Genomic DNA, 18197 nt, shown 5'->3' on the forward strand with positions numbered 1-18197 from the left:
ACGGGGAGCGGTGCTCGCACCGCGGCCGTGAGGCGCGCAGGCCCGCAACCGCGGTAGGTAGGGGCCCGGCGTCGGAGGCTGGGCGGGGACGCGCCGTCGTGTCAGCGCAGACCCAGGTGCTGGGCGACGACGTCCACTCCGAGCTCGTAGCCCAGGATGCCCGCGCCCGCGATCACGGCGGTGGCCTGCGGGGAGACGAACGAGGTGTGCCGGAAGGACTCGCGCCGGTGCACATTGGAGATGTGGACCTCCACAATGGGCATCTCGCACATCTCCAGGGCGTCGTGGATCGCCACGGAGTAGTGGGTCAGCGCCGCCGGGTTGATCACGATGGCACAGGCTTCGGTGCGCGCCTGCTGGATCCACTCGACGATCTGACCCTCCCAGTTGGACTGCTCGAACACGACGTCCAGCCCGTAGGTCTGCGCACGGGCGCGCACGTTCGCCTCCACGTCCGCGAGCGTGGCGCGGCCGTAGACCTCGGGCCTGCGCGTGCCCAGGGTGTTGAGGTTGGGGCCGTTGAGGACGTAGACCGGTAGCTCGCTCATGCGTCCATTGAACACGACCCGGACGCGACGACGCCGCCGCGGGGTCTCGCGTGGGCGAGGTGCCGCGGCGGCGTCGTCGGCTCGTGGGGCCGGGGCCGTGGAACGCGGGGCGCCTACTTCTCGCCCAGGGAGTCCACGATCTGCTGCATGACCGTCTGGTCCGCCAGGGTGGAGACGTCGCCCACGGGGCGGTCCTCCGCGACGTCCTTGAGCAGGCGGCGCATGATCTTGCCGGAGCGCGTCTTGGGCAGCTCGGGGACGATCAGCACCTTCTTGGGCTTGGCGATCGGGGAGATCTCCCGGCCCACGTGGCCGCGGATCTCCTCCGCGAGGTCGTCCTTGTCCCGGCCCTCGGCGGTGGCCTGGTCCGAGAGGATGACGAACGCGAAGACGGCCTGGCCGGTGGTCTCGTCCGCGGCACCGACCACGGCGGCCTCCGCCACGGACGGGTGGGAGACCAGCGCGGACTCGATCTCCGGGGTGGAGAGGCGGTGGCCGGAGACGTTCATGACGTCGTCCACGCGACCCAGGATCCAGACGTCCCCGTCAGCGTCCCGCTTGGCGCCGTCGCCGGCGAAGTACTTGTCGCCGAACTGGCCCCAGTAGGTGTTCACGAAGCGCTCGTCGTCGCCCCAGATGGTGCGCAGCATGGACGGCCACGGCTCGCGGACCACCAGGAAGCCGTCCGTCTCGTTGGGCAGGGAGGTGCCGGCGTCGTCCACGACGTCCACGGCGATGCCCGGCAGCGGCACCTGCGCGGAACCCGGTTTCGTGGCGGTCACGCCCGGCAGCGGGGAGATCATCATGGCGCCGGTCTCGGTCTGCCACCACGTGTCCACGATGGGGCAGCGGTCCTGGCCGATCACGCGGCGGAACCAGGTCCACGCCTCCGGGTTGATGGCCTCGCCCACGGTGCCCAGCAGGCGCAGGGAGCTCAGGTCCCACTCGGCCGGGATCTCCTCGCCCCACTTCATCATGGTGCGGATCGCGGTGGGGGAGGTGTAGAGGATGCTCACGCCGTACTTCTGCACGATCTCCCAGAACCGGCCCCGGTGCGGGGAGTCCGGGGTGCCCTCGTAGATCACCTGGGTGGCGCCGTTCACGAGCGGTGCGTAGGTGATGTAGGTGTGGCCCGTGACCCACCCGACGTCCGCGGTACACCAGTAGACGTCCGTCTCCGGCTTGAGGTCGAAGACGTTCTTGTGCGTGAACGCGGCCTGCGTGAGGTAGCCGCCGGTCGTGTGCAGGATGCCCTTGGGCTTCCCTGTGGTGCCGGAGGTGTAGAGGATGAACAGGGGGTCCTCGGCGTTCTGCTCCGAGGGGGTGTGCTCCGTGGAGGCGTCCCCCACGACGTCGTGCCACCACACGTCCCGGCCGTCCTGGAAGGCGACGTCCTCGCCGTTGCGCTGGACCACGACCACGTGCTTGACGGTCTCCCCGCCCTTCTCCAACGCGGCGTCCACCGCGGGCTTCAGCGTGGTGGGCTTGCCGCGGCGGTAGGAGCCGTCCGCGGTGACCACGAGCTTCGCCTCGCCGTCCTCGATGCGCGAGCGCAGGGCGTCCGCGGAGAAGCCGCCGAAGACCACGGAGTGGATGGCACCAATGCGCGCGCACGCGAGCATGGTGATTACGGCCTCCGCGATCATGGGCAGGTAGACGGCCACGCGGTCGCCCTTGCCCACGCCCAGCGACTCGAACGCGTTCGCGGCCTTGGAGACCTCGTCCTTGAGCTGCGCGTACGTGTAGACCGCGCTGTCCCCGGGCTCACCCTCGAAGTACAGGGCCACGCGGTCACCGTTGCCGGCCTCCACGTGGCGGTCCACGGCGTTGTACGCGGCGTTGAGCGTGCCGTCCTGGAACCACTTGGCGAACGGCGGGTTGGACCAGTCCAGCACCTCGGTGAACGGGGTGGACCACGTGAGCAGGTCGCGGGCCTGGCCTGCCCAGAACTCCTCGCCCTGCTCCTTCGCCTGCTCGTAGAGGTCCGCCGTGGCGTTGGCCTGCGCGGCGAACTCCTCGCTGGGCGCGTAGCTCGTCGGCTGGGCTGCTGCGGGTTCCGGGGTCATGGTGCTCCTTCACTGGGCGTTGCTGGGCGTCATGGGCTGCTGCGTGCCACCGGGGCGGCACGTGGTGCAGTTCACATTCTGTCCCCACCTTAGACGAGGGGCGACGTCGGTCTCCATCGGGCGCGGCCGCATGTCGCCGGTGGTCGGCGGTGCCTTTCGCGCGGCCGGTTCCCCGGTTTGACCGGCACCACGGCGGCCAGCATGATCGAGGGCATGGATTCCCCCGCTGCCGCCGCCCATGTGCGGTTCGTGACCCCGCGGCACGCGCAGCAGGCGGCCGCGCGGCGTCGTCGTGCGGGGGAGGAGACCGCACTGGCGCGAACGCGGCGCGCGCGGCGGATCGAGCGCATCCTCGCCGAGACCTACCCCTACGCCGTGGCGGAGCTCGACTTCGACGACGCCTGGCAGCTGCTCGTGGCCACCGTGCTCTCCGCGCAGACCACCGACATCCGCGTCAACGCCGTGACCCCCGGACTCTTCGCGGCCTACCCCGGCCCGCGCGAGCTCGCCGAGGCCCCGGAGGAGGACGTCCAGGAGATGGTCCGCTCCCTGGGCTTCTACCGCTCCAAGGCGCGGTCCGTGCAGGCGCTCGCCGCGCGCATCGTGGACGAGTACGACGGCGCCGTGCCCGGCACGCTCGAGGAGCTCGTGACCCTGCCCGGCGTGGGCCGCAAGACCGCGAACGTGGTGCTCGGCAACGCCTTCGGCCAGCCCGGGATCACCGTGGACACGCACTTCGGGCGGCTGGCCCGCAGGTTCGGCTGGACCGAGCAGGAGGATCCCGTGAAGGTCGAGAAGGACGTCGCGGCGCTCTTCCCGTCCGAACGGTGGACTCAGCTGTCCCACGAGCTGATCTACCACGGGCGCCGGATCTGCCACTCCCGCAAACCCGCGTGCGGGGTGTGCCCCGTGGCGGACCTGTGCCCCTCGTACGGCGCGGGCCCCACGGACCCCGTGGCCGCGCGGGAGCTGCTGGGCTACGAACTGAAACCCGGGCGCGAGGAGCTGCTTGCGGGATTCATGGCGGGACGCACCCGGCGGCAGCTGCGCGCCGCGGGACACTCGCTCGGCGCGTGAAAGGACATGCGATGACTACCTCCCAGCCCTCCTCGGGCAGTCCGCAGGGCCAGCCCTTCGCCGGCGGCCCCGGGGTTCAGCCCTTCCCCGGCACTCCCCGGGACCAGCTCGTGGAGCTCGCGCGCCACGGTGACTCCGTGGTGATGCAGGACCGCGAGCCGTGGCGGATCGGCGAGCTGGACGAGGACTACCGGCACTCGGCGGTGCTCGTGCTCTTCGGCGCCCTGGACAGCGTGCCCGCCGGGTACGCGGAGCACTCGGAGGGGCCCGGCCGGGACCTCGACGTGCTCTTCGTCCAGCGCGCGGACACCCTGCGCGCCCACCCGGGGCAGGTCGCCTTCCCCGGCGGGCGCCTGGACCCGCCGGACGGCGAGATCGGCACGTTCGTGGACGTCCCCGGGGGAAGCGTCAGCGCGCCCCACGTGCGCGCCGCCCTGCGCGAGGCGCACGAGGAGACCGGCCTGGATCCCGCCGGGGTGGAGGTCCTCGGTGCACTGCACCCCGTGCCGCTGCCCGTGAGCAACCACCTGGTGACCCCGGTGATCGGCTGGTGGTGCAAGGAGTCACCCGTGGATGTGATGGACCACGCGGAGTCCTCCCTGGTCTTCCGCGTCCCCGTGCTGGACCTCATCAACCCCGCCCACCGCTACTACGCGACCGTGACCCGCGGCCCCCGCACTTACAAGTCCCCGGCGTTCGACGTCCAGGTGCCGGGCGTCCCCGGCACCGTGAGCGTGTGGGGCTTCACCGGGGTGGTCCTGGACCGCATCCTCGACCGGCTCGGGTGGTCCGTGGAGTGGGACCGCTCGGTCAAGCGGCCCGCGCCGGGGGTTGGCGGAACGACGTAGCAGTCCGCGGGATCGGCCAGTGCGCGCGTGGTGCTCGGATTCAGAACCCGGTCACGGGTTGCCCTCGAGGCGCATGGTGCGCACGGCCCGCGAGGTCGCCAGCAGCAGGACACCCAGGAGCCCCACGAGGCACACACTCGACCCGAGCGCGGTGCTCAGCCCGGCGGACACGGCGGCGCCGGAGAGCACCGGGGCCACCACGGAGGCCAGTCCGCCCACGAGTCCGAAGGTGGCGAGCACGCGTCCCTGCATACCTGGTTCGGTGCGTGCGAAGACGTAACCGAACAGTCCCCCGTTGAGAGCGGGGGAGGGCACCATGCACACCACGGCCATCAGGAACATGGGCACGGGCGTGTGGGGCAGGGCGAAGAAGCTGCCGAAGGCCACCACCATGAACCCGAGTCCCAGGATGGCCGTCCATCCTGCGGGAACGTGGTCGGTGATGACCGGGGCAATCGCGCTGCCGACGATTCCACCCACGGCAAACCCCGCCATGACCAGACCGATCTGGAATGCGGGCATCCCGTCGGCCCGCAGGGAGAACACGGCCCACGTGGTGGCGGTGAACACCATGAGGTTCACCAGCGGAGCGCTGATCAGCACCCGGAGCAGCGCGGCTTCACCGGCGAGGTGGCGCAGACTCTCGCGATACCCGGTGATGATCTGGCGGGGCAGCATGCGTTTCCGGGCGTCCGCACCTGGGACGGGCGGAGGCCCCAGATCAACGGTGATGGCACGGAGGCACAGCAGAAATCCTGCATCGCACACGCAGCGCAGCACGAACGGCAGCGCCGGGAGAACGCCGTAGAGGGCTCCCGACGTGGGGGACCCGACGATGGAGAGCGTGGCGCTTCGTGCGTGTGCCGCACCCACGGCGCGTGGGTACTCGGTGGGGGTGATCAGCGTCTTGAGGGAGCCGTCCAGCGCCGGATCCGACACGCCGGAGGCACTCGCCGCCACCGCGGTGAGGGCGACGAGCACCACGGCGAAGCCCCACGAGGGCCCCACCCCCGCCAGGGTGACGGCCACGAGGAGGGCGGCCAGGGCGACGTCGGCGGCACACAGCACCAGGACGGCACGGTGCAGGAGCCGACGGCGCGACCTGAGGTCCCCGAGCCCACCGCCCACGATCCCGGCCACGAGTTCGAGTGCCGTCAGACAGCCCGCCACCACACCGGCAACGGCCACGTTCCCGGTGGCGTCGATGACCGCCAGGGAGACCGCAAGGGTGGTGCTGGACGAGACCGTCAGGAAAGTGGTGGCTCCGAACCAGCGTCGGTAGGACGGATGGCGGAACGGGTTGCGAGAGTTCACCACTGTGCGCTGCAGAGCCTTTGCTGTGGGGGAAAGACCGCCTCAGCGTACCCGTTGACGTGTGGCTCCGGTCACTTCGCGTCCGCGTAGGACGTCACCACGGTCGCCGCCACCGGGACCTCCACGGGCACGGTGCCGAAGACCGTGCGCACCGCGTGCTCCGCGGCGGCCGTGACGATCTGCCGCACCTGCTCCGCGTGCTGCTCGGGGCAGTCGACCATGACCTCGTCGTGCAGGAAGAACACCAGGTGGGCCGCGAGCCCGGCGCGGTGCAGGTCCCGGCGGATGTGCCCGAGCCACGCGAGCGCCCACTCCGCCGCGGAGCCCTGCACTACGAAGTTGCGGGAGAACCGCCCGTGGCTGCGGGACTCCCGGGTGGCGCGGCGCTCGCCGGCCTCGGTGTCCACCGCGCGCTGCACCTCGAACCACTCGGGCCCCGGGGCCGGGGACCAGCGCCCCAGGTAGGTGCACACCTGCTCGCCGCGCTCGCCCACCCGCGCCGCGTGCTCCACGTATCCCACGGCCCGCGGGAACATGCGGGTGAGCTGCGGCATGAAGCGCCCCGCCGCCCCGGACGTCGCGCCGTACATGGCCCCCAGCAGGGCGATCTTCGCGTGGGAGCGCTCGGTGAGCTCCGCCCCGCGGGCCCGGCCCTGCTGGGCGATCGACTCGTAGAGGTCACGCCCGCGCGAGGCCTCGGCCAGAGCGTCGTCGCGCGCGAGGATCGCGAGCACGCGCGGCTCCAGCTGGGCGGCGTCGGCGACCACCAGCGCACGGCCCGGATCCGCGCGCACGGCGTCGCGGATGTACTTGGGGATCTGCAGGGCGCCGCCGCCGCGCGCCGCCCACCGGCCGGTGACGACGCCGCCCACCACGTACTCGGCGTGGAACCTGCCGTCCTGCACCCAGGTGTCCAGCCAGTGCCACCCGGTGCTCGAGAAGACACGGGAGAGCTTCTTGTACTCCAGCACGGGCGCGACGACCGCCACCCGCTGCTCCTGCGGCTGACCGTTGACGAGCGTCCACTCCTGCAGCTTGAACGCGCGGGTCGTGTCCACGTCCACGCCCGTGTTGCGCAGCGCCTTGAGCAGCTCCACGGGCGAGTCCGGGTTCAGCGTGGGCGCGGAGAGAGCCGTGCGGACCCGCTCGGCGAACTCCTGCATGCGGGCGGGGCGCTCCTCCCCGGTGGGCTCGGGGCCGAGGAGGTCCTCGAGGATCTGCCGGTGCACCCCCGGGTCCCACGGGATGCCGCGGTGGCGCATCTCCGCGGCCACCAGGGCGCCCTGAGACTCCAGTCCCAGCAACCGTTCCAGGCGCGCAGGGTTGCGGGCCGTGGCGCAGGCACGGGTCTGGGCGGCGAGTTCCGCGGCGAGCTCGGCCACCCCGGGACCCGTCTCGGACGCCACCGAGAACAGGGACCCCTGGTCTGCCGGTACCGAGGCCCGCGGGCCGGGGACGTGACGGGAATCGGAGGGTTCGACGACGGCGCGGTAGTCGAGCGGGCGCGGTTCGCCGGTCTCCGCGTCGGGAGCGCCGGAACCGGGCGCCGTCGCCGCCGTGGCGAGGATCGTGGCGCACAGGGAGAGGTCGCGGCAGCGCGTGACCCACACGCCGGCCGCAGCGAGCAGGGGCGCGAGAACGGAGGTGTCCCGCCAGGTCCACACGGGTGGTGGGACACCGGCCTCGCGCGCGGCATTCTCCCGACGGGCGGCCAGGGCGGGCAGCTCCGCATCCGCGAGTGTCAGGTCCTCACCGGCGCGCTCGCCGTCCGCGGAGACGACCCGCAGGGACCAGGTCCCGGGCTCGGCGGCGGCCACGACGATGTGCATGGGGTCCATTATGGGGCGGGGCTCCGACAGCGCTCATCCAGCCTCGGAACGGCGGTGCCGCGCCGGGACCGGGCCGGTTCGTGTCCTGCCCGCTGACGGACAGCGGTTCCCGGAAGCGTGGGACGGCGTGCCGGCGGGCTATCCAGCTGCCAGGACCTCCCGGGCGTGCGCGTACTTCCGCTCCAGCCGTGCATGGGTGTCAGCGTCCAGGAGGGCGGTGCGAGCAGGGTCCGTGTTGTCGTCCAGGTCCGCCTGCTTCACCAGGCGCGCCAGGGGATCCGCGGCGACCCTCCGGTAGTAGGCGTCGCGGTCCTCGTCCGCCCGCTTGGTCATGGCATCCACCCCGGCGACGACCTCCCGCGGGAACTCCGCGCTGAGGTCCTCGAGCGTGACGGGGGTGTCCTCCACGACGTCGTGCAGCCATGCGACCACCTGAGCGGCCTCCAGCTGCTCTGCCTCCGCGTAGTGGCGGACCCGGTTCGCGACGCGGCGGGGGTGGTCGATGTAGTCGGCGCCGGTCTTGTCCGTCTGACCGTGGTGCGCGCGGGTGGCGATCTCCCGGGCGCGGTCCGTGAGCGTGCTCATGCGTTCTCCTCGACGGTGGCGGAGCGGTGGCCGCGGGCGCGTGGACGGGGAACCGTCCTCGCGGATGGTCCGTGGACACCGGGCTCCGTGCGTACCCCCACATCTACTCAGGGGTGGTGACACGCATAAGCGACCACGCGGCGTCGGCCTCGGTGATGCTGCCGCCGCGACGGTGGGAGACTCGGGGCATGACGAACGACGCGCAGCCCGAGCAGGACGTCCCCTGGGCCATGCAGCTGGTGGTGCACCGGGACCGCGCCCACCCGGCGCGGGAGGTGGACGTCGCGGAGGCGGCGGCGCGCGCCGTTGTGACCCTGCTCGCGGACGGGCGCAGCGCCCCCGGCGGCCCGTGGCACGACGCCGTGCGGACCTGGCGGGACGTGGCCATCCGCAAGCTCGTGCGGCGCGCGGACGGCAAACGCTGGGAGGACGTGCAGCTGCTCCCGGGCGTGACCGTGGTGCAGGAGGGCCCCGAGGGCCACGGCGACGCCATGGTGCGCGCCGTCGTCCCCGCGCCCGTTCAGCCGCTGCCCAAGGCGCTGCACAAGCTGCAGGTCTCCGGAACGCAGTTCCCTGACGAGGGAGCCTCGGGGAGCACGGGTGCGCTGGTGACCGTGGAGGTCGCCCCCGGTCTCGGGATCTCCAGCGGCAAGCTCGCCGCCCAGTGCGGGCACGCCGCGCAGCTCGCGTGGGAGGAGATGCCCGCCGACGTGCGCGAACGCTGGGCCGCGGACGGCTATCGACTGCGGGTCGAGTTCCCCTCGCGGCAGGAGTGGGAGAGTGTGAGCCGCCCGGTCACCGTCACGGACGCCGGCCTCACGGAGCTGGACGGCCCCACGGACACGACGCGGGCGTGGTGGTGAGGGCGTCCGCAGGCTTGCCCCGTCTCAGCCGTCCCGACGCCGCGGGGCCGGGGTGCCTGCCGCCGCTCCGGAGGCTTCCGTGGGGCGGCCGGCGCGGAGACCGCTGAGGAACCGGTACAGGTACTTCTCGCTGCGGCCCCAGTTGGTGAGTCCCAGGAGGAAGGCCGGGCGGCACGTGGCCGTGACCACGGAGCGGGTTTCAAAGAGGGGCTCCACGGCGAAGCGGATGCGTTCGCCCCAGGACCTGAACGCCATCCCGGTCGACACCTTCCCACCCTCCGCCGTGTTGAGGTCGAGTCCCAGCTCGGGGTCTTCCGCGCACACGTGCAGGACGACGACGGGCACCTCCTCCGCGGGCACGTCCACGACGGCGTGGCCCTGGGACCACGCGCCGTAGGTCGTCATCTCGAGGCCGTCCTCGTGGCGGACCTTCACGCTGGCACACCCTTGGCGGACAGGGCGATGGCCGTGTGGCCAGAGTTGAGGTCGGCAGCGGGGCGTGAGCACCGGGTTGCGCCGTCTTTCTGGCTTTCCCCTTTCCTTCGCCGGGCCGCACGGCAACCGCACTGCAGAGGGGCCCGATGACCCTGGGGAGCCGGTCGGTCCTCCACAGTCGGCCCGGTCCGCGGACGGGACAGGGCACCCGCCAGCGACTGTGGGGCCATGACGAGCGCACACACCCCGGACCCCGGCGCCCTGCTCACCGACCCGCCCCGCCGGGTTCGCCGGGCCACCACCGACGCATCCGCGGATGGCTTCCCGCCGGCTGCTCAACGAGTGGTCGCCACCAGAGACGTTGGAGCCCAGCACGCCGAGGGGTCCCACGGGACGGCACCGCGCCGACGGACCGGTGGCTCGTCTACACCGGGGTACGCAGGAAGCGCTCCCAGTCCGGGCCGCGGTGGTCCCGGGCGCGCCCGCGGCGTCCGCCTGGTCAGCTCCTCCCCGGAACTCCGCGAGGCCGTGGAGGCGGTCTGCATCGGGGTGGGGGTGCCGCTCACGGTGGCCGACGACGCCGCGGGGGCCGGGGCGTCGTCGTCGGACCTGCTGCTCGTGGACGCCGCCGTGGGCGGCCAGGCGGTGCCGCGCGGCGCCGTGGTCGTGGCGCTCGCGGACCAGCCGGAGGCGTGGGAGACCGCGGCCCGGCACGCGGCCTCCGCGGTGGTGGTCCTGCCGCACGCCGCGGCGTGGCTCGCGGAGCTGATCTCACGCTCCGCCACACCGGAGGTGGCCGTGGCACTCGGACGGGTCTACGGCGTCGTCGGCGCGACCGGGGGAGTCGGGGCCACCACGCTCGCGTGCTGGCTCGCGGCCCACGTCGCGGCGGCCGGCACCGCCACCGCGCTCATCGACGGGGACCCGCTCGGGGCCGGCGTGGACCTCGCTCTCGGCGAGGAGGCCGTGGACGGGCTGCGGTGGCCCGAGCTGAACCAGTTCTCCGGGGCCGTGGCCGCGGACCAGCTCTGGACCGCGATGCCGCGCGTGGACGAGCTGCGCTACCTCTCGTGGGACCGCCACGGCAGCCACGCGACCACGGTGCCCGCCGCCACCGTGGTCGCCGCGCTGCGCGGTGCCGCGGCCGTGCAGGTCGTGGACCTCTCCCGCGCGGACCTCGAACGGCAGGCGCGGTGGTGCGACGCCGTGGTGGTCGTGACTCCCCGCACGGTGCGCGGCGTTCTCGCGGCGGAGCACACGGCCCGGCGCTGCGGTGCGGTCCCGGCCGTCACCGTCCTGGCGGGTGTCGACGTCGCGGACCTCGAACCCCGAGTGCTCGCGGAGTCCGTGGGCGTTCCGTGCGTGGCGACCATCGCGTTCGACCCGCGGGTGCCCGAGCACCTGGACGCGGGCACCGTGCTGCGCCGCGCCCGTCGTCCCCGGCACGCGAAGGCGCTGGCCGCCATCCTGCGTGCGGTGGAGGGGCTGTGATGACCGCCGCCGACCGCCTCCACGCCCCGGACTCCAATGCTCCCCACCCCGAAACGCCCGACCTCGACGACGCCTTCGTCGCCCAGGTGCGCGAACGCCTCCTGAGCGAGGGCGGCGCGATCACGGACACCCGGATCGCCCGCGCGGTACGGGAGACCGGCCGCGTGCTCGGGGCCGTGGGTGCGGTGCAAGCCGCCCAGCACATCAAGGCGCAGCTGACCGGACTCGGTCCCCTCGAACCGCTCCTGCCCACCACCGGGCTCAGCGACGTCTACGTCAACGGCCACGAGCACGTCTTCATCGAGACCCTCGACGGGATTCGGCGCGTGCCGAGCCCGTTCGACTCGGAGGCCCAGGTGCGCGCGCTCGCGGTGCGGCTCGTGACGGCGGCGGGGCGCAGGCTCGACGACGGCCACCCGTGCGTGGACGTCCAGACGGCGGACGGGGTGCGTGTCCACGCCGTGATTCCGCCGGTCTCCACGGGCGGCACGCTGCTGTCCATCCGCTTCCGGGCACCCCAGCGGCTCTCACTCGCGGACCTCGTGTCCTCCGGGACCGTGCACCCGTTCCTCGCGGACGTGCTCACGGACGCGATGGCCGCCCGCGCGAACCTCATGATCAGCGGCGCCACCGGTTCTGGGAAGACCACGGTGCTCTCGGCGCTGCTCTCGCAGTGTCCGCCGGAGCAGCGGCTCGTGCTCGTGGAGGACGCCGCCGAGCTCGACCCCGTGCATCCGCACGTGGTGGGGCTGCAGTCGCGCCAGGAGAACGTGGAGGGCGCGGGATCGGTGGACCTCACGGAGCTCGTGCGGCAGGCCCTGCGGATGCGCCCGGACTGGCTCGTGGTGGGCGAGTGCCGCGGGGCCGAGGTGCGCGACCTGCTCACGGCCCTGAACACCGGGCACAGCGGAGCGGGCACCGTGCACGCGAACTCGGCACGCGCGGTCCCCGCACGTCTTGCCGCACTCGGATCCCTCGCGGGCCTCGATCGCGCGGCGGTGGACCTGCAGGCGGCCAGCGCCCTGGACCTCGTCGCCCACGTGAGCCGGACGCCCGCCGGCCGGCGGCTCGCCTCGCTGTGCACGCTGACCCTCGAGGACGGTGTGCTGCAGACCGTCCCCGCGCTGACCGTGGACGCGGAACACCCCGTGAAGGGCCCGGGCTGGCCCCGGCTCGCCGCGCTCCTGGCCCGGGGACGTGAGGCCTCGTGACCGCCGCCGTGGTCGCGGGCCTGCTCGTCCTGGCGGCGGTGCTGCTGGGGACGGGGTCCCCGGGCGTCCGCTCGCGGGTGCTCGCCCTGGTCGGCCCCGGTTCGGACGAGGCCGCCCCGAAGCAGCGTTTCCCGTTCCGGCCCCGCCGCGACCGGGCCGGCGAGGCCATGCAGTGGGTCACCGTGGTGCGCCGGCTCGCCGCGCTGCTGCAGGCGGGCCGACCGCCCTCGCTCGTGTTCGGTGAGCTCGCCGCCACCACGGGCCACGCGGACCCCACCTCCCGGTGGATCGCGCGGGTCTGCCGTGACGTGCACGCCGCCGCACGCGTGGGCGTTCCTGTCTCTGCGGGTCTCGGCCGGTTCTCCCGCGGAGCCGTTCCCGTGGGGGACCGCTCGCTCGCCGCCACGGCACGCTCCGTGTGCGCCCAGCTCGCGGCGTGCTGGGAGATCTCGGAACGCTCCGGCGCACCCCTCGGACAGACCCTCGCGGGGGTCGCCCGCTCGCTCGAGTCCCAGCTCGACGCGCAGGCCGCCCGGGACAGCGCCCTCGCCGGGCCTCGCGTCACCGTCAGGACCCTCTCGTGGCTGCCCGTGCTCGCCCTGGGCCTCGGAATGCTCATGGGCACCGACCCGGTGAGCACGCTGCTCACCACCCCGTGGGGACGGCTCGCGCTCGCCGCCGGAGCCGCTCTGAGCATCGCGGGCCGCGTGTGGACGCGGACCCTGCTCCACCGCGCCGAGGCGGTGACGGGCTCGTGATCGCGGCACTGCTCGTCGGAGTCCTGGGCGCGTTCGCCCTGCTGCTGTGGGTCTCTCCCGGCGCGGGCCCGATCGCTGTCCGAGGACGACGCCGCCGCGTCCCCCAGCTGCGCACGTTCGCCCGGGTGCCGTCCCCGACTACCGGGAGGACCCGACCGTCGCCGGTCGTGGTTCCCGCTCAGGTGGATGGGCCAGCCAGGACAGACGGACGGCAGTCAGAGGGGCCACCGCAGGGAGGCTCGTTGCGGGCACGGGTCACGGGAGGGGAGGCTCCTGCGCTGCCCGCGGCCGCCCTCGTCGAACTCACCGCGTGCCAGCTCGATGCCGGGCTTTCCCTTCCGGAGGCGGTCGGGGTGCTCTCGGAGAGCTGCGCCGGCGCATCACACCCTGAGCTTGCGCGGGCGGCCGCCGCCCTGCGCCTCGGCCTGTCGTGGGACACCGCCTGGCCCGAAGGGCGGGGGCTCTCCCGGGACGTCCGCGACTACCGGGACGCCCTGGAGTTCACGGCGTCGTCGGCCACGGCCTCCGCGTCGGTCCTGCGGGGCCAGGCGGAACTCGTGCGACGCGCGCAGTACCGCAGGGCTGAGCGCGCCGCCGAAGCCCTCGCGGTGAAGCTCGTGCTGCCCCTGGGGCTGTGCTTCCTGCCCGCCTTCATGTGCTGGGGCGTGGTGCCCGTGCTCATGAGTCTGCTGCCGCGGGTGTTCGGGTCATGACCGCCCGCACAGAACCCGCCGTGGCACGGGGGCGAGGACCGCCGGGCCCTCGTGCCACGCCATCGGTCACCGCCGAATCTGCTCGTCCACCACCTCAGCACCACACCACCCAAGGAGAACCACCATGTCCACGATCGTCCTTCCCGCCGTCCGCCCCGCCCACGCCACCCACCAGTCACACGACGTTCTGACGGACTCCGCCTGTGACACGGAAGCATCCGTCTGTGCCACGGAGATCCCGGTCGAGGAGGCCCTCGCACCCGTCGGCACCGCCCTCGCCCTGTCCCACGACGACCCGGACCTCGGGGCGTCGACGGCCGAGTACGCCGTGATCGTGCTGGCCGCGGCGGCCTTCGGCGGGGTCATGGCGGCGGTGCTGTCCTCGGACACCGTCTCCGGTCTGCTGCTCGGCATCATCCAGAAGGCCCTGTCCTTCTGAACATGCCTGCGCCGGTCCTCGGCCCGGCCCGGTGCGCCACGCGGGCCCGGTCCGAACACGCAGAGCGCGTGGGGCTCTCGTCGCACGGTGAGAGCCCCACGCGCTTCCAGAAAGGAGTTCCCATGCGCCATCAACCCCTCCAGGGGCGGGACGACCCCGACCACGGTGCCGTGACCGTGGAGACCGCGGTCGTGATGCCCGCGCTGATCCTGCTGCTCGCCGTGCTGCTGGCCGCCGCGGCCGCGGGCATGACCACCGTGCGGTTCGAGGAGGCCGCCCGGGCGTCGGCGCGTGCGGCGGCCCGCGGTGAGGACCTGGCCGCCGTGGAGCACACCGCGCGCGAGATCGCCGGCGACGCCGCCTCGGTGCAGGTCTACGCGGCGGCGAACCGGGTCACGGTCGCCGTGAGCGGGCCCGCCCCCGGAGTGCTCGGCCAGTGGAGCGACTGGCGGCTGCACGCGGACGCGACGGCCGCGGTGGACGCCACCGGGGGTGACCATGACGACCCCTGAGCGAGTGACAGTGCTCGGCGAATCCGCGCAGGACCCCGACGCCGGGTCCGGCACCGTGCACGGCATGACCCTGGCGGTGGTGCTGTGCTTCCTGCTCGTCGCCGTGCTGCTCGTGGCCCAGGCAGCGATCCTCACGCACCGCGCCGCGAAGGCGGCGGATCTCGCCGCCCTGGCCGCGGCCGACGTCGCCCGGGGCCTGAATCCCGGCGTCCCGTGCGACGTGGCCGCCCGGGTGGCCACGGAGAACGGCGCCCGGATCGAGGAGTGCTCCCCGGTGGCACCGGAGAACACGACGGTGGACGTCACCGCGGTGGTCGAGCTCCCCGCACCACTGACTGTGCTGGGACCGGCGACCGGTCTCTCACGGGCGGGGCCGCCGCCGGACGACCCGTGAGGAGAGGAGCAGCGGGGCGCGGGTCGGTGCCACGCCGATCGACGCGGTCTTCGGCCCTGGCGAGCCCCTCACGGCGCGAAGCGCAGCACCCCGTTGAGCAGCTTCAGGGCACCGGCCTTGTCCAGGGGGTTGTTGCGGTTGCCGCACTTGGGGGACTGCACGCAGGAGGGGCAGCCGGACTCGCACTCGCACTGGGCGATGGCGTCCCGGGTGGCGGTGATCCAGCGCTGGAACATGTCGTAGCCCCGTTCCGCGAATCCGGCGCCGCCGGGGTGCCCGTCGTGCACGAAGATCGTGGGGAGCTCGGTGTCCACGTGCAGGGCTGTGGAGAGCCCGCCCACGTCCCACCGGTCGCACGAGGCGAGCAGCGGCAGCAGACCGATCATGGCGTGCTCGGCCGCGTGCAGCGCCCCGGGGATGTCCGGTTCCTCGATGCCCATGGCGGCGAGCTGCGGTCCCGAGACCGTGAACCACGTAGCGACGGTGGAGAGCTGGCGCGGCGGCAGCTCCAGCGGTTCCTCCCCGGCCACCTCGTTGGAGGCGGTGAGCTTGCGCTGGTAGCTGATGACCTGGGTGGTCACGTCCACCTCGCCGCGGTGGATCGTGACCGGCCCCCAGCTCATGGAGTCCGCCTCGGAGCGCACCCGCACCTCCGTGACGTCACGGGCCACCGTGTAGAAGTCCGGGAACGCGCGCCGCACCGCGGCCACGTTCAGCTCCTCGTCGAGCTCCTCCACCAGGTAGGTGCGGCCCTGGTGCACGTACACCGCTCCGGGGTGCGCCTGGTAGTGGGACTGCGGGGCGCCCATGGTTCCCAGTACCGAGCCGGTGTCCGTGTCGATGATCTGCACGGGGCCGCCGTCCCCGGAGCGGATCGAGACCATGGCCGAGGGCTGCTCGGAACGGGTCCAGAACCAGCCGGTGGGGCGCCGCCTCAGGTGACCGGCTGCGGCGAGGGAGTCCACGACGTCGTGCGCGGTGGGCCCGAACAGTGCGAGCTCGTCCGGCCGCAGGGGAAGCTCCGCGGCCGCGGCGCACAGGTGCGGGGCGAGCACGTACGGGTTCGAGGCCTCGAAGACTGTCGCCTCCACGGGGACGTCGAAGATCGCCTCGGGATGGTTGACCAGGTAGCCGTCCAGGGGGTCGTCCCCGGCGATCAGGGTGGCCAGCGCGTGCTGACCCGCTCGGCCCGCACGGCCGATCTGCTGCAGGAAGGAGGCACGGGTGCCGGGCCAGCCGGCCACGAGCACGGCGTCCAGGCCCGCGATGTCGATGCCCAGCTCCAGGGCGGACGTGCTCGCCACCCCGAGGAGCCGACCGTCCCGCAGCTGCTGCTCGAGCTCCCGCCGCTCCTCGGGGAGGAACCCGGAGCGGTACGCGGCCACGCGGTGCCCGAGGGAGGCGTCCACCTCCTCGAGCTGCCGGTGGGCGTTCTGGGCGATGGTCTCGGCACCGCGGCGCGAACGGATGAAGGCGATGGTGCGGATCTGGCGCAGCACCAGGTCGGTGAGCATGTCGGAGGCCTCGGCCGTGACGGTACGACGCCGCGGCGCCCCGTTGTCGGAGCCGCCCGGGGACTGCTCGGGCTCCCACAGCACCACGGTGCGGGAGCCGCGCGGAGAGGTGTCGTGCTCCACGGCGGTGACCTCCGCGGGATCCGCGCCGATCAGCTTGGCGAAGGACTCCTGCGGGGACGCGCTGGTGGCGGACGCCCCGATGAACTGGGGGGACGCCCCGTAGTGGGCCGCGATCCGTGTGAGGCGTCGCAGCAGCACCGCCACGTGCGAGCCGAAGACCCCGCGGTACGAGTGGGCCTCGTCCACGATCACGTACCGCAGCCGCCGGAAGAACCGGGACCACCCCGCGTGGTGCGGCAGGATCGCGTGGTGCAGCATGTCCGGGTTGCACAGGATCACGTCCGCGTGCTCACGGATCCAGCGCCGCTCGGAGGGGTCGGTGTCGCCGTCGTAGGTGGCGCTGCGGACGTCCTCGAAGTGCAGGGAGCGTAGCGAGGACAGCTGGTCCGCGGCCAGTGCCTTGGTGGGGGAGATGTACAGGGCGGTGGCCTCGTCCGGGTGGTGCAGCATCCCGGGGCGCTGCGCCACGGCGAGCTTGCCGCGGTGCACGGCGTCCAGCACGAGCGACTGGTAGACCAGCGACTTCCCCGAAGCCGTTCCCGTGGCGACGATGGCGTGCCGGGGTGCCTCCAGCGCGGCGACCTGGTGGGCGTAGGGCTCGTGGATGCCCAGCCGTTCGTAGGCGGCCACGACGTCCGGGTGCAGCCATTCGGGCCAGGGCGCGTGCACGGCCGGCTGCTCGGGGATCTCGCGGACGTGACGGACCTGCTCGGGGCGGGGACCGCGGCCGAGCAGGTCCACCATCTCCTGCGACGTCGTCATCCCGCCATTCTCGCTCACCGAGGCGTCCGGACCGGCGGCGTGCTCCCAGAGCTGAACCGCTCCGTTCCTCGCCGGTCGAGGGCTCCGGACCGCGGCCTTCCAGCCTCGCGGCACATCCGGTGGACGACGACGTCGCCCGCGCGGGTCCGGGGCGCTGCGCACCGCCGGCACGGGACGGCGACGCCGCCCGGCACGGGAGAAGCGCGCCGCGCACCGTCCGCGCGGGGCCCCTGCGTGAGATCATGGAGCCATGGCGCACAACGAGCACCCGCACCCCATGAACATCGCCGGCGAGCACGACCGCGAGGACGCGGCCCAGGGCTCACCCGTGACCGAGCTGAGCGAGCAGGAGAGCTGGGACCTGTTGAAGCAGGCCCGCTTCGCCCGTCTGGCCACCCGCGACGGCGACGAGATCGACATCACGCCGTTGAACATCGTCACGGACGGCGAGAAGCTCTTCTTCCGCTCCGCCAAGGGCACGAAGGTGCTGCACCTGCAGCTGAACCCGAACGTGACGGTGGAGATCGACCGCGCGGCCGGTTCGGAGGCGCACTCGGTGGTCGTGCGCGGGACCGCCGCGATGATCACGGACACGGACCGGATCACGTACGTGGAGGACCTCGGGCTGCGGCCGTGGCTGAACACGGAGAAGATCGAGTTCGTGGAGATCACGCCCACCCGCGTGACCGGTCGCACGTTCCGCCTGGGCCACTGA

Annotated in this window: 18 protein-coding genes; 11 read left to right on the top strand and 7 right to left on the bottom strand. The window is 73.1% G+C overall.

What is annotated here, in order from left to right:
• Positions 1–101 precede the first annotated feature (101 nt).
• Positions 102–548, bottom strand: coding sequence for a type II 3-dehydroquinate dehydratase (aroQ, locus tag KVA01_RS05755; RefSeq protein ID WP_068467865.1), 447 nt, complete (start codon positions 546–548; stop codon positions 102–104).
• Positions 549–661: 113 nt separating this feature from the next.
• Positions 662–2614 carry an acetate--CoA ligase gene (gene acs / locus KVA01_RS05760; RefSeq protein ID WP_068467867.1) on the bottom strand — a complete coding sequence of 651 codons (1953 nt, stop codon included), beginning with the start codon at positions 2612–2614 and terminating at the stop codon, positions 662–664.
• 213 nt (positions 2615–2827) lie between these two features.
• Between acs and nth the strand changes: the two genes are divergently transcribed.
• Positions 2828–3691 (top strand): endonuclease III, encoded by an 864-nt coding sequence (gene nth, locus KVA01_RS05765; RefSeq protein WP_082810243.1) that lies wholly within the window; start codon positions 2828–2830, stop codon positions 3689–3691.
• Between the two features lie 143 nt (positions 3692–3834).
• Positions 3835–4539 carry an NUDIX hydrolase gene (locus KVA01_RS05770; protein ID WP_141269355.1) on the top strand — a complete coding sequence of 235 codons (705 nt, stop codon included), beginning with the start codon at positions 3835–3837 and terminating at the stop codon, positions 4537–4539.
• A gap of 51 nt (positions 4540–4590) precedes the next feature.
• On the opposite strand, the gene KVA01_RS05775 is transcribed toward KVA01_RS05770, so the two are convergent.
• From KVA01_RS05775 to KVA01_RS05785, 3 genes are all read right to left on the bottom strand, one after another.
• Positions 4591–5853: an MFS transporter gene (locus KVA01_RS05775; protein ID WP_170221124.1), complete on the bottom strand. Its 1263-nt coding sequence runs from the start codon at positions 5851–5853 to the stop codon at positions 4591–4593.
• Between the two features lie 71 nt (positions 5854–5924).
• Positions 5925–7682 (bottom strand): bifunctional 3'-5' exonuclease/DNA polymerase, encoded by a 1758-nt coding sequence (locus tag KVA01_RS05780; protein ID WP_141269295.1) that lies wholly within the window; start codon positions 7680–7682, stop codon positions 5925–5927.
• A gap of 138 nt (positions 7683–7820) precedes the next feature.
• A complete protein-coding gene (locus KVA01_RS05785; protein WP_068467873.1) occupies positions 7821–8267 on the bottom strand; it encodes an HD domain-containing protein in 447 nt (148 codons plus the stop codon).
• Between the two features lie 188 nt (positions 8268–8455).
• Between KVA01_RS05785 and KVA01_RS05790 the strand changes: the two genes are divergently transcribed.
• The gene (locus KVA01_RS05790) at positions 8456–9130 is read left to right on the top strand and encodes an aminoacyl-tRNA hydrolase (RefSeq protein WP_068467874.1); all 675 of its coding nucleotides are present in this window, start codon (positions 8456–8458) and stop codon (positions 9128–9130) included.
• 24 nt (positions 9131–9154) lie between these two features.
• On the opposite strand, the gene KVA01_RS05795 is transcribed toward KVA01_RS05790, so the two are convergent.
• On the bottom strand, positions 9155–9565 hold the full coding sequence (locus KVA01_RS05795) for a hypothetical protein (RefSeq protein WP_141269297.1): 411 nt from the start codon (positions 9563–9565) through the stop codon (positions 9155–9157).
• Between the two features lie 528 nt (positions 9566–10093).
• Between KVA01_RS05795 and ssd the strand changes: the two genes are divergently transcribed.
• The 7 genes from ssd (at position 10094) to KVA01_RS05830 (ending at position 15083) form a co-directional block, all read left to right on the top strand.
• Entirely contained in the window at positions 10094–11056 is a 963-nt protein-coding gene (gene ssd, locus KVA01_RS05800; RefSeq protein ID WP_233438776.1) for a septum site-determining protein Ssd, read from the top strand.
• Entirely contained in the window at positions 11056–12267 is a 1212-nt protein-coding gene (locus tag KVA01_RS05805) for a TadA family conjugal transfer-associated ATPase (protein WP_068467878.1), read from the top strand. The genes ssd and KVA01_RS05805 overlap by 1 nt, the downstream gene beginning before the upstream one ends.
• On the top strand, positions 12264–13025 hold the full coding sequence (locus tag KVA01_RS05810) for a type II secretion system F family protein (protein ID WP_068467879.1): 762 nt from the start codon (positions 12264–12266) through the stop codon (positions 13023–13025). The genes KVA01_RS05805 and KVA01_RS05810 overlap by 4 nt, the downstream gene beginning before the upstream one ends.
• Positions 13026–13267: 242 nt before the next feature.
• A complete protein-coding gene (locus tag KVA01_RS05815; protein ID WP_233438777.1) occupies positions 13268–13738 on the top strand; it encodes a type II secretion system F family protein in 471 nt (156 codons plus the stop codon).
• A 124-nt stretch (positions 13739–13862) separates the two neighbouring features.
• Positions 13863–14177, top strand: a complete 315-nt coding sequence (locus KVA01_RS12915; RefSeq protein WP_082810238.1) for a DUF4244 domain-containing protein — start codon at positions 13863–13865, stop codon at positions 14175–14177.
• 122 nt (positions 14178–14299) lie between these two features.
• Positions 14300–14689, top strand: coding sequence for a TadE family type IV pilus minor pilin (locus KVA01_RS05825; protein ID WP_068467881.1), 390 nt, complete (start codon positions 14300–14302; stop codon positions 14687–14689).
• The gene (locus KVA01_RS05830; protein ID WP_068467962.1) at positions 14676–15083 is read left to right on the top strand and encodes an Rv3654c family TadE-like protein; all 408 of its coding nucleotides are present in this window, start codon (positions 14676–14678) and stop codon (positions 15081–15083) included. Before KVA01_RS05825 ends, KVA01_RS05830 begins: the two co-directional genes overlap by 14 nt.
• 68 nt (positions 15084–15151) lie before the next feature.
• Here the strand turns inward: KVA01_RS05830 and KVA01_RS05835 are convergent, their stop codons facing one another.
• Complete coding sequence (locus KVA01_RS05835; protein WP_141269301.1) at positions 15152–17482, bottom strand: DEAD/DEAH box helicase; 2331 nt, start codon at positions 17480–17482, stop codon at positions 15152–15154.
• A gap of 250 nt (positions 17483–17732) precedes the next feature.
• On the opposite strand from KVA01_RS05835, the gene KVA01_RS05840 reads away from it, so the two are divergent.
• Positions 17733–18197, top strand: coding sequence for a pyridoxamine 5'-phosphate oxidase family protein (locus tag KVA01_RS05840; protein WP_068467885.1), 465 nt, complete (start codon positions 17733–17735; stop codon positions 18195–18197).

The organism is Kocuria varians, from assembly GCF_006539885.1.
Classification (GTDB): Bacteria; Actinomycetota; Actinomycetes; order Actinomycetales; family Micrococcaceae; genus Kocuria; species Kocuria varians.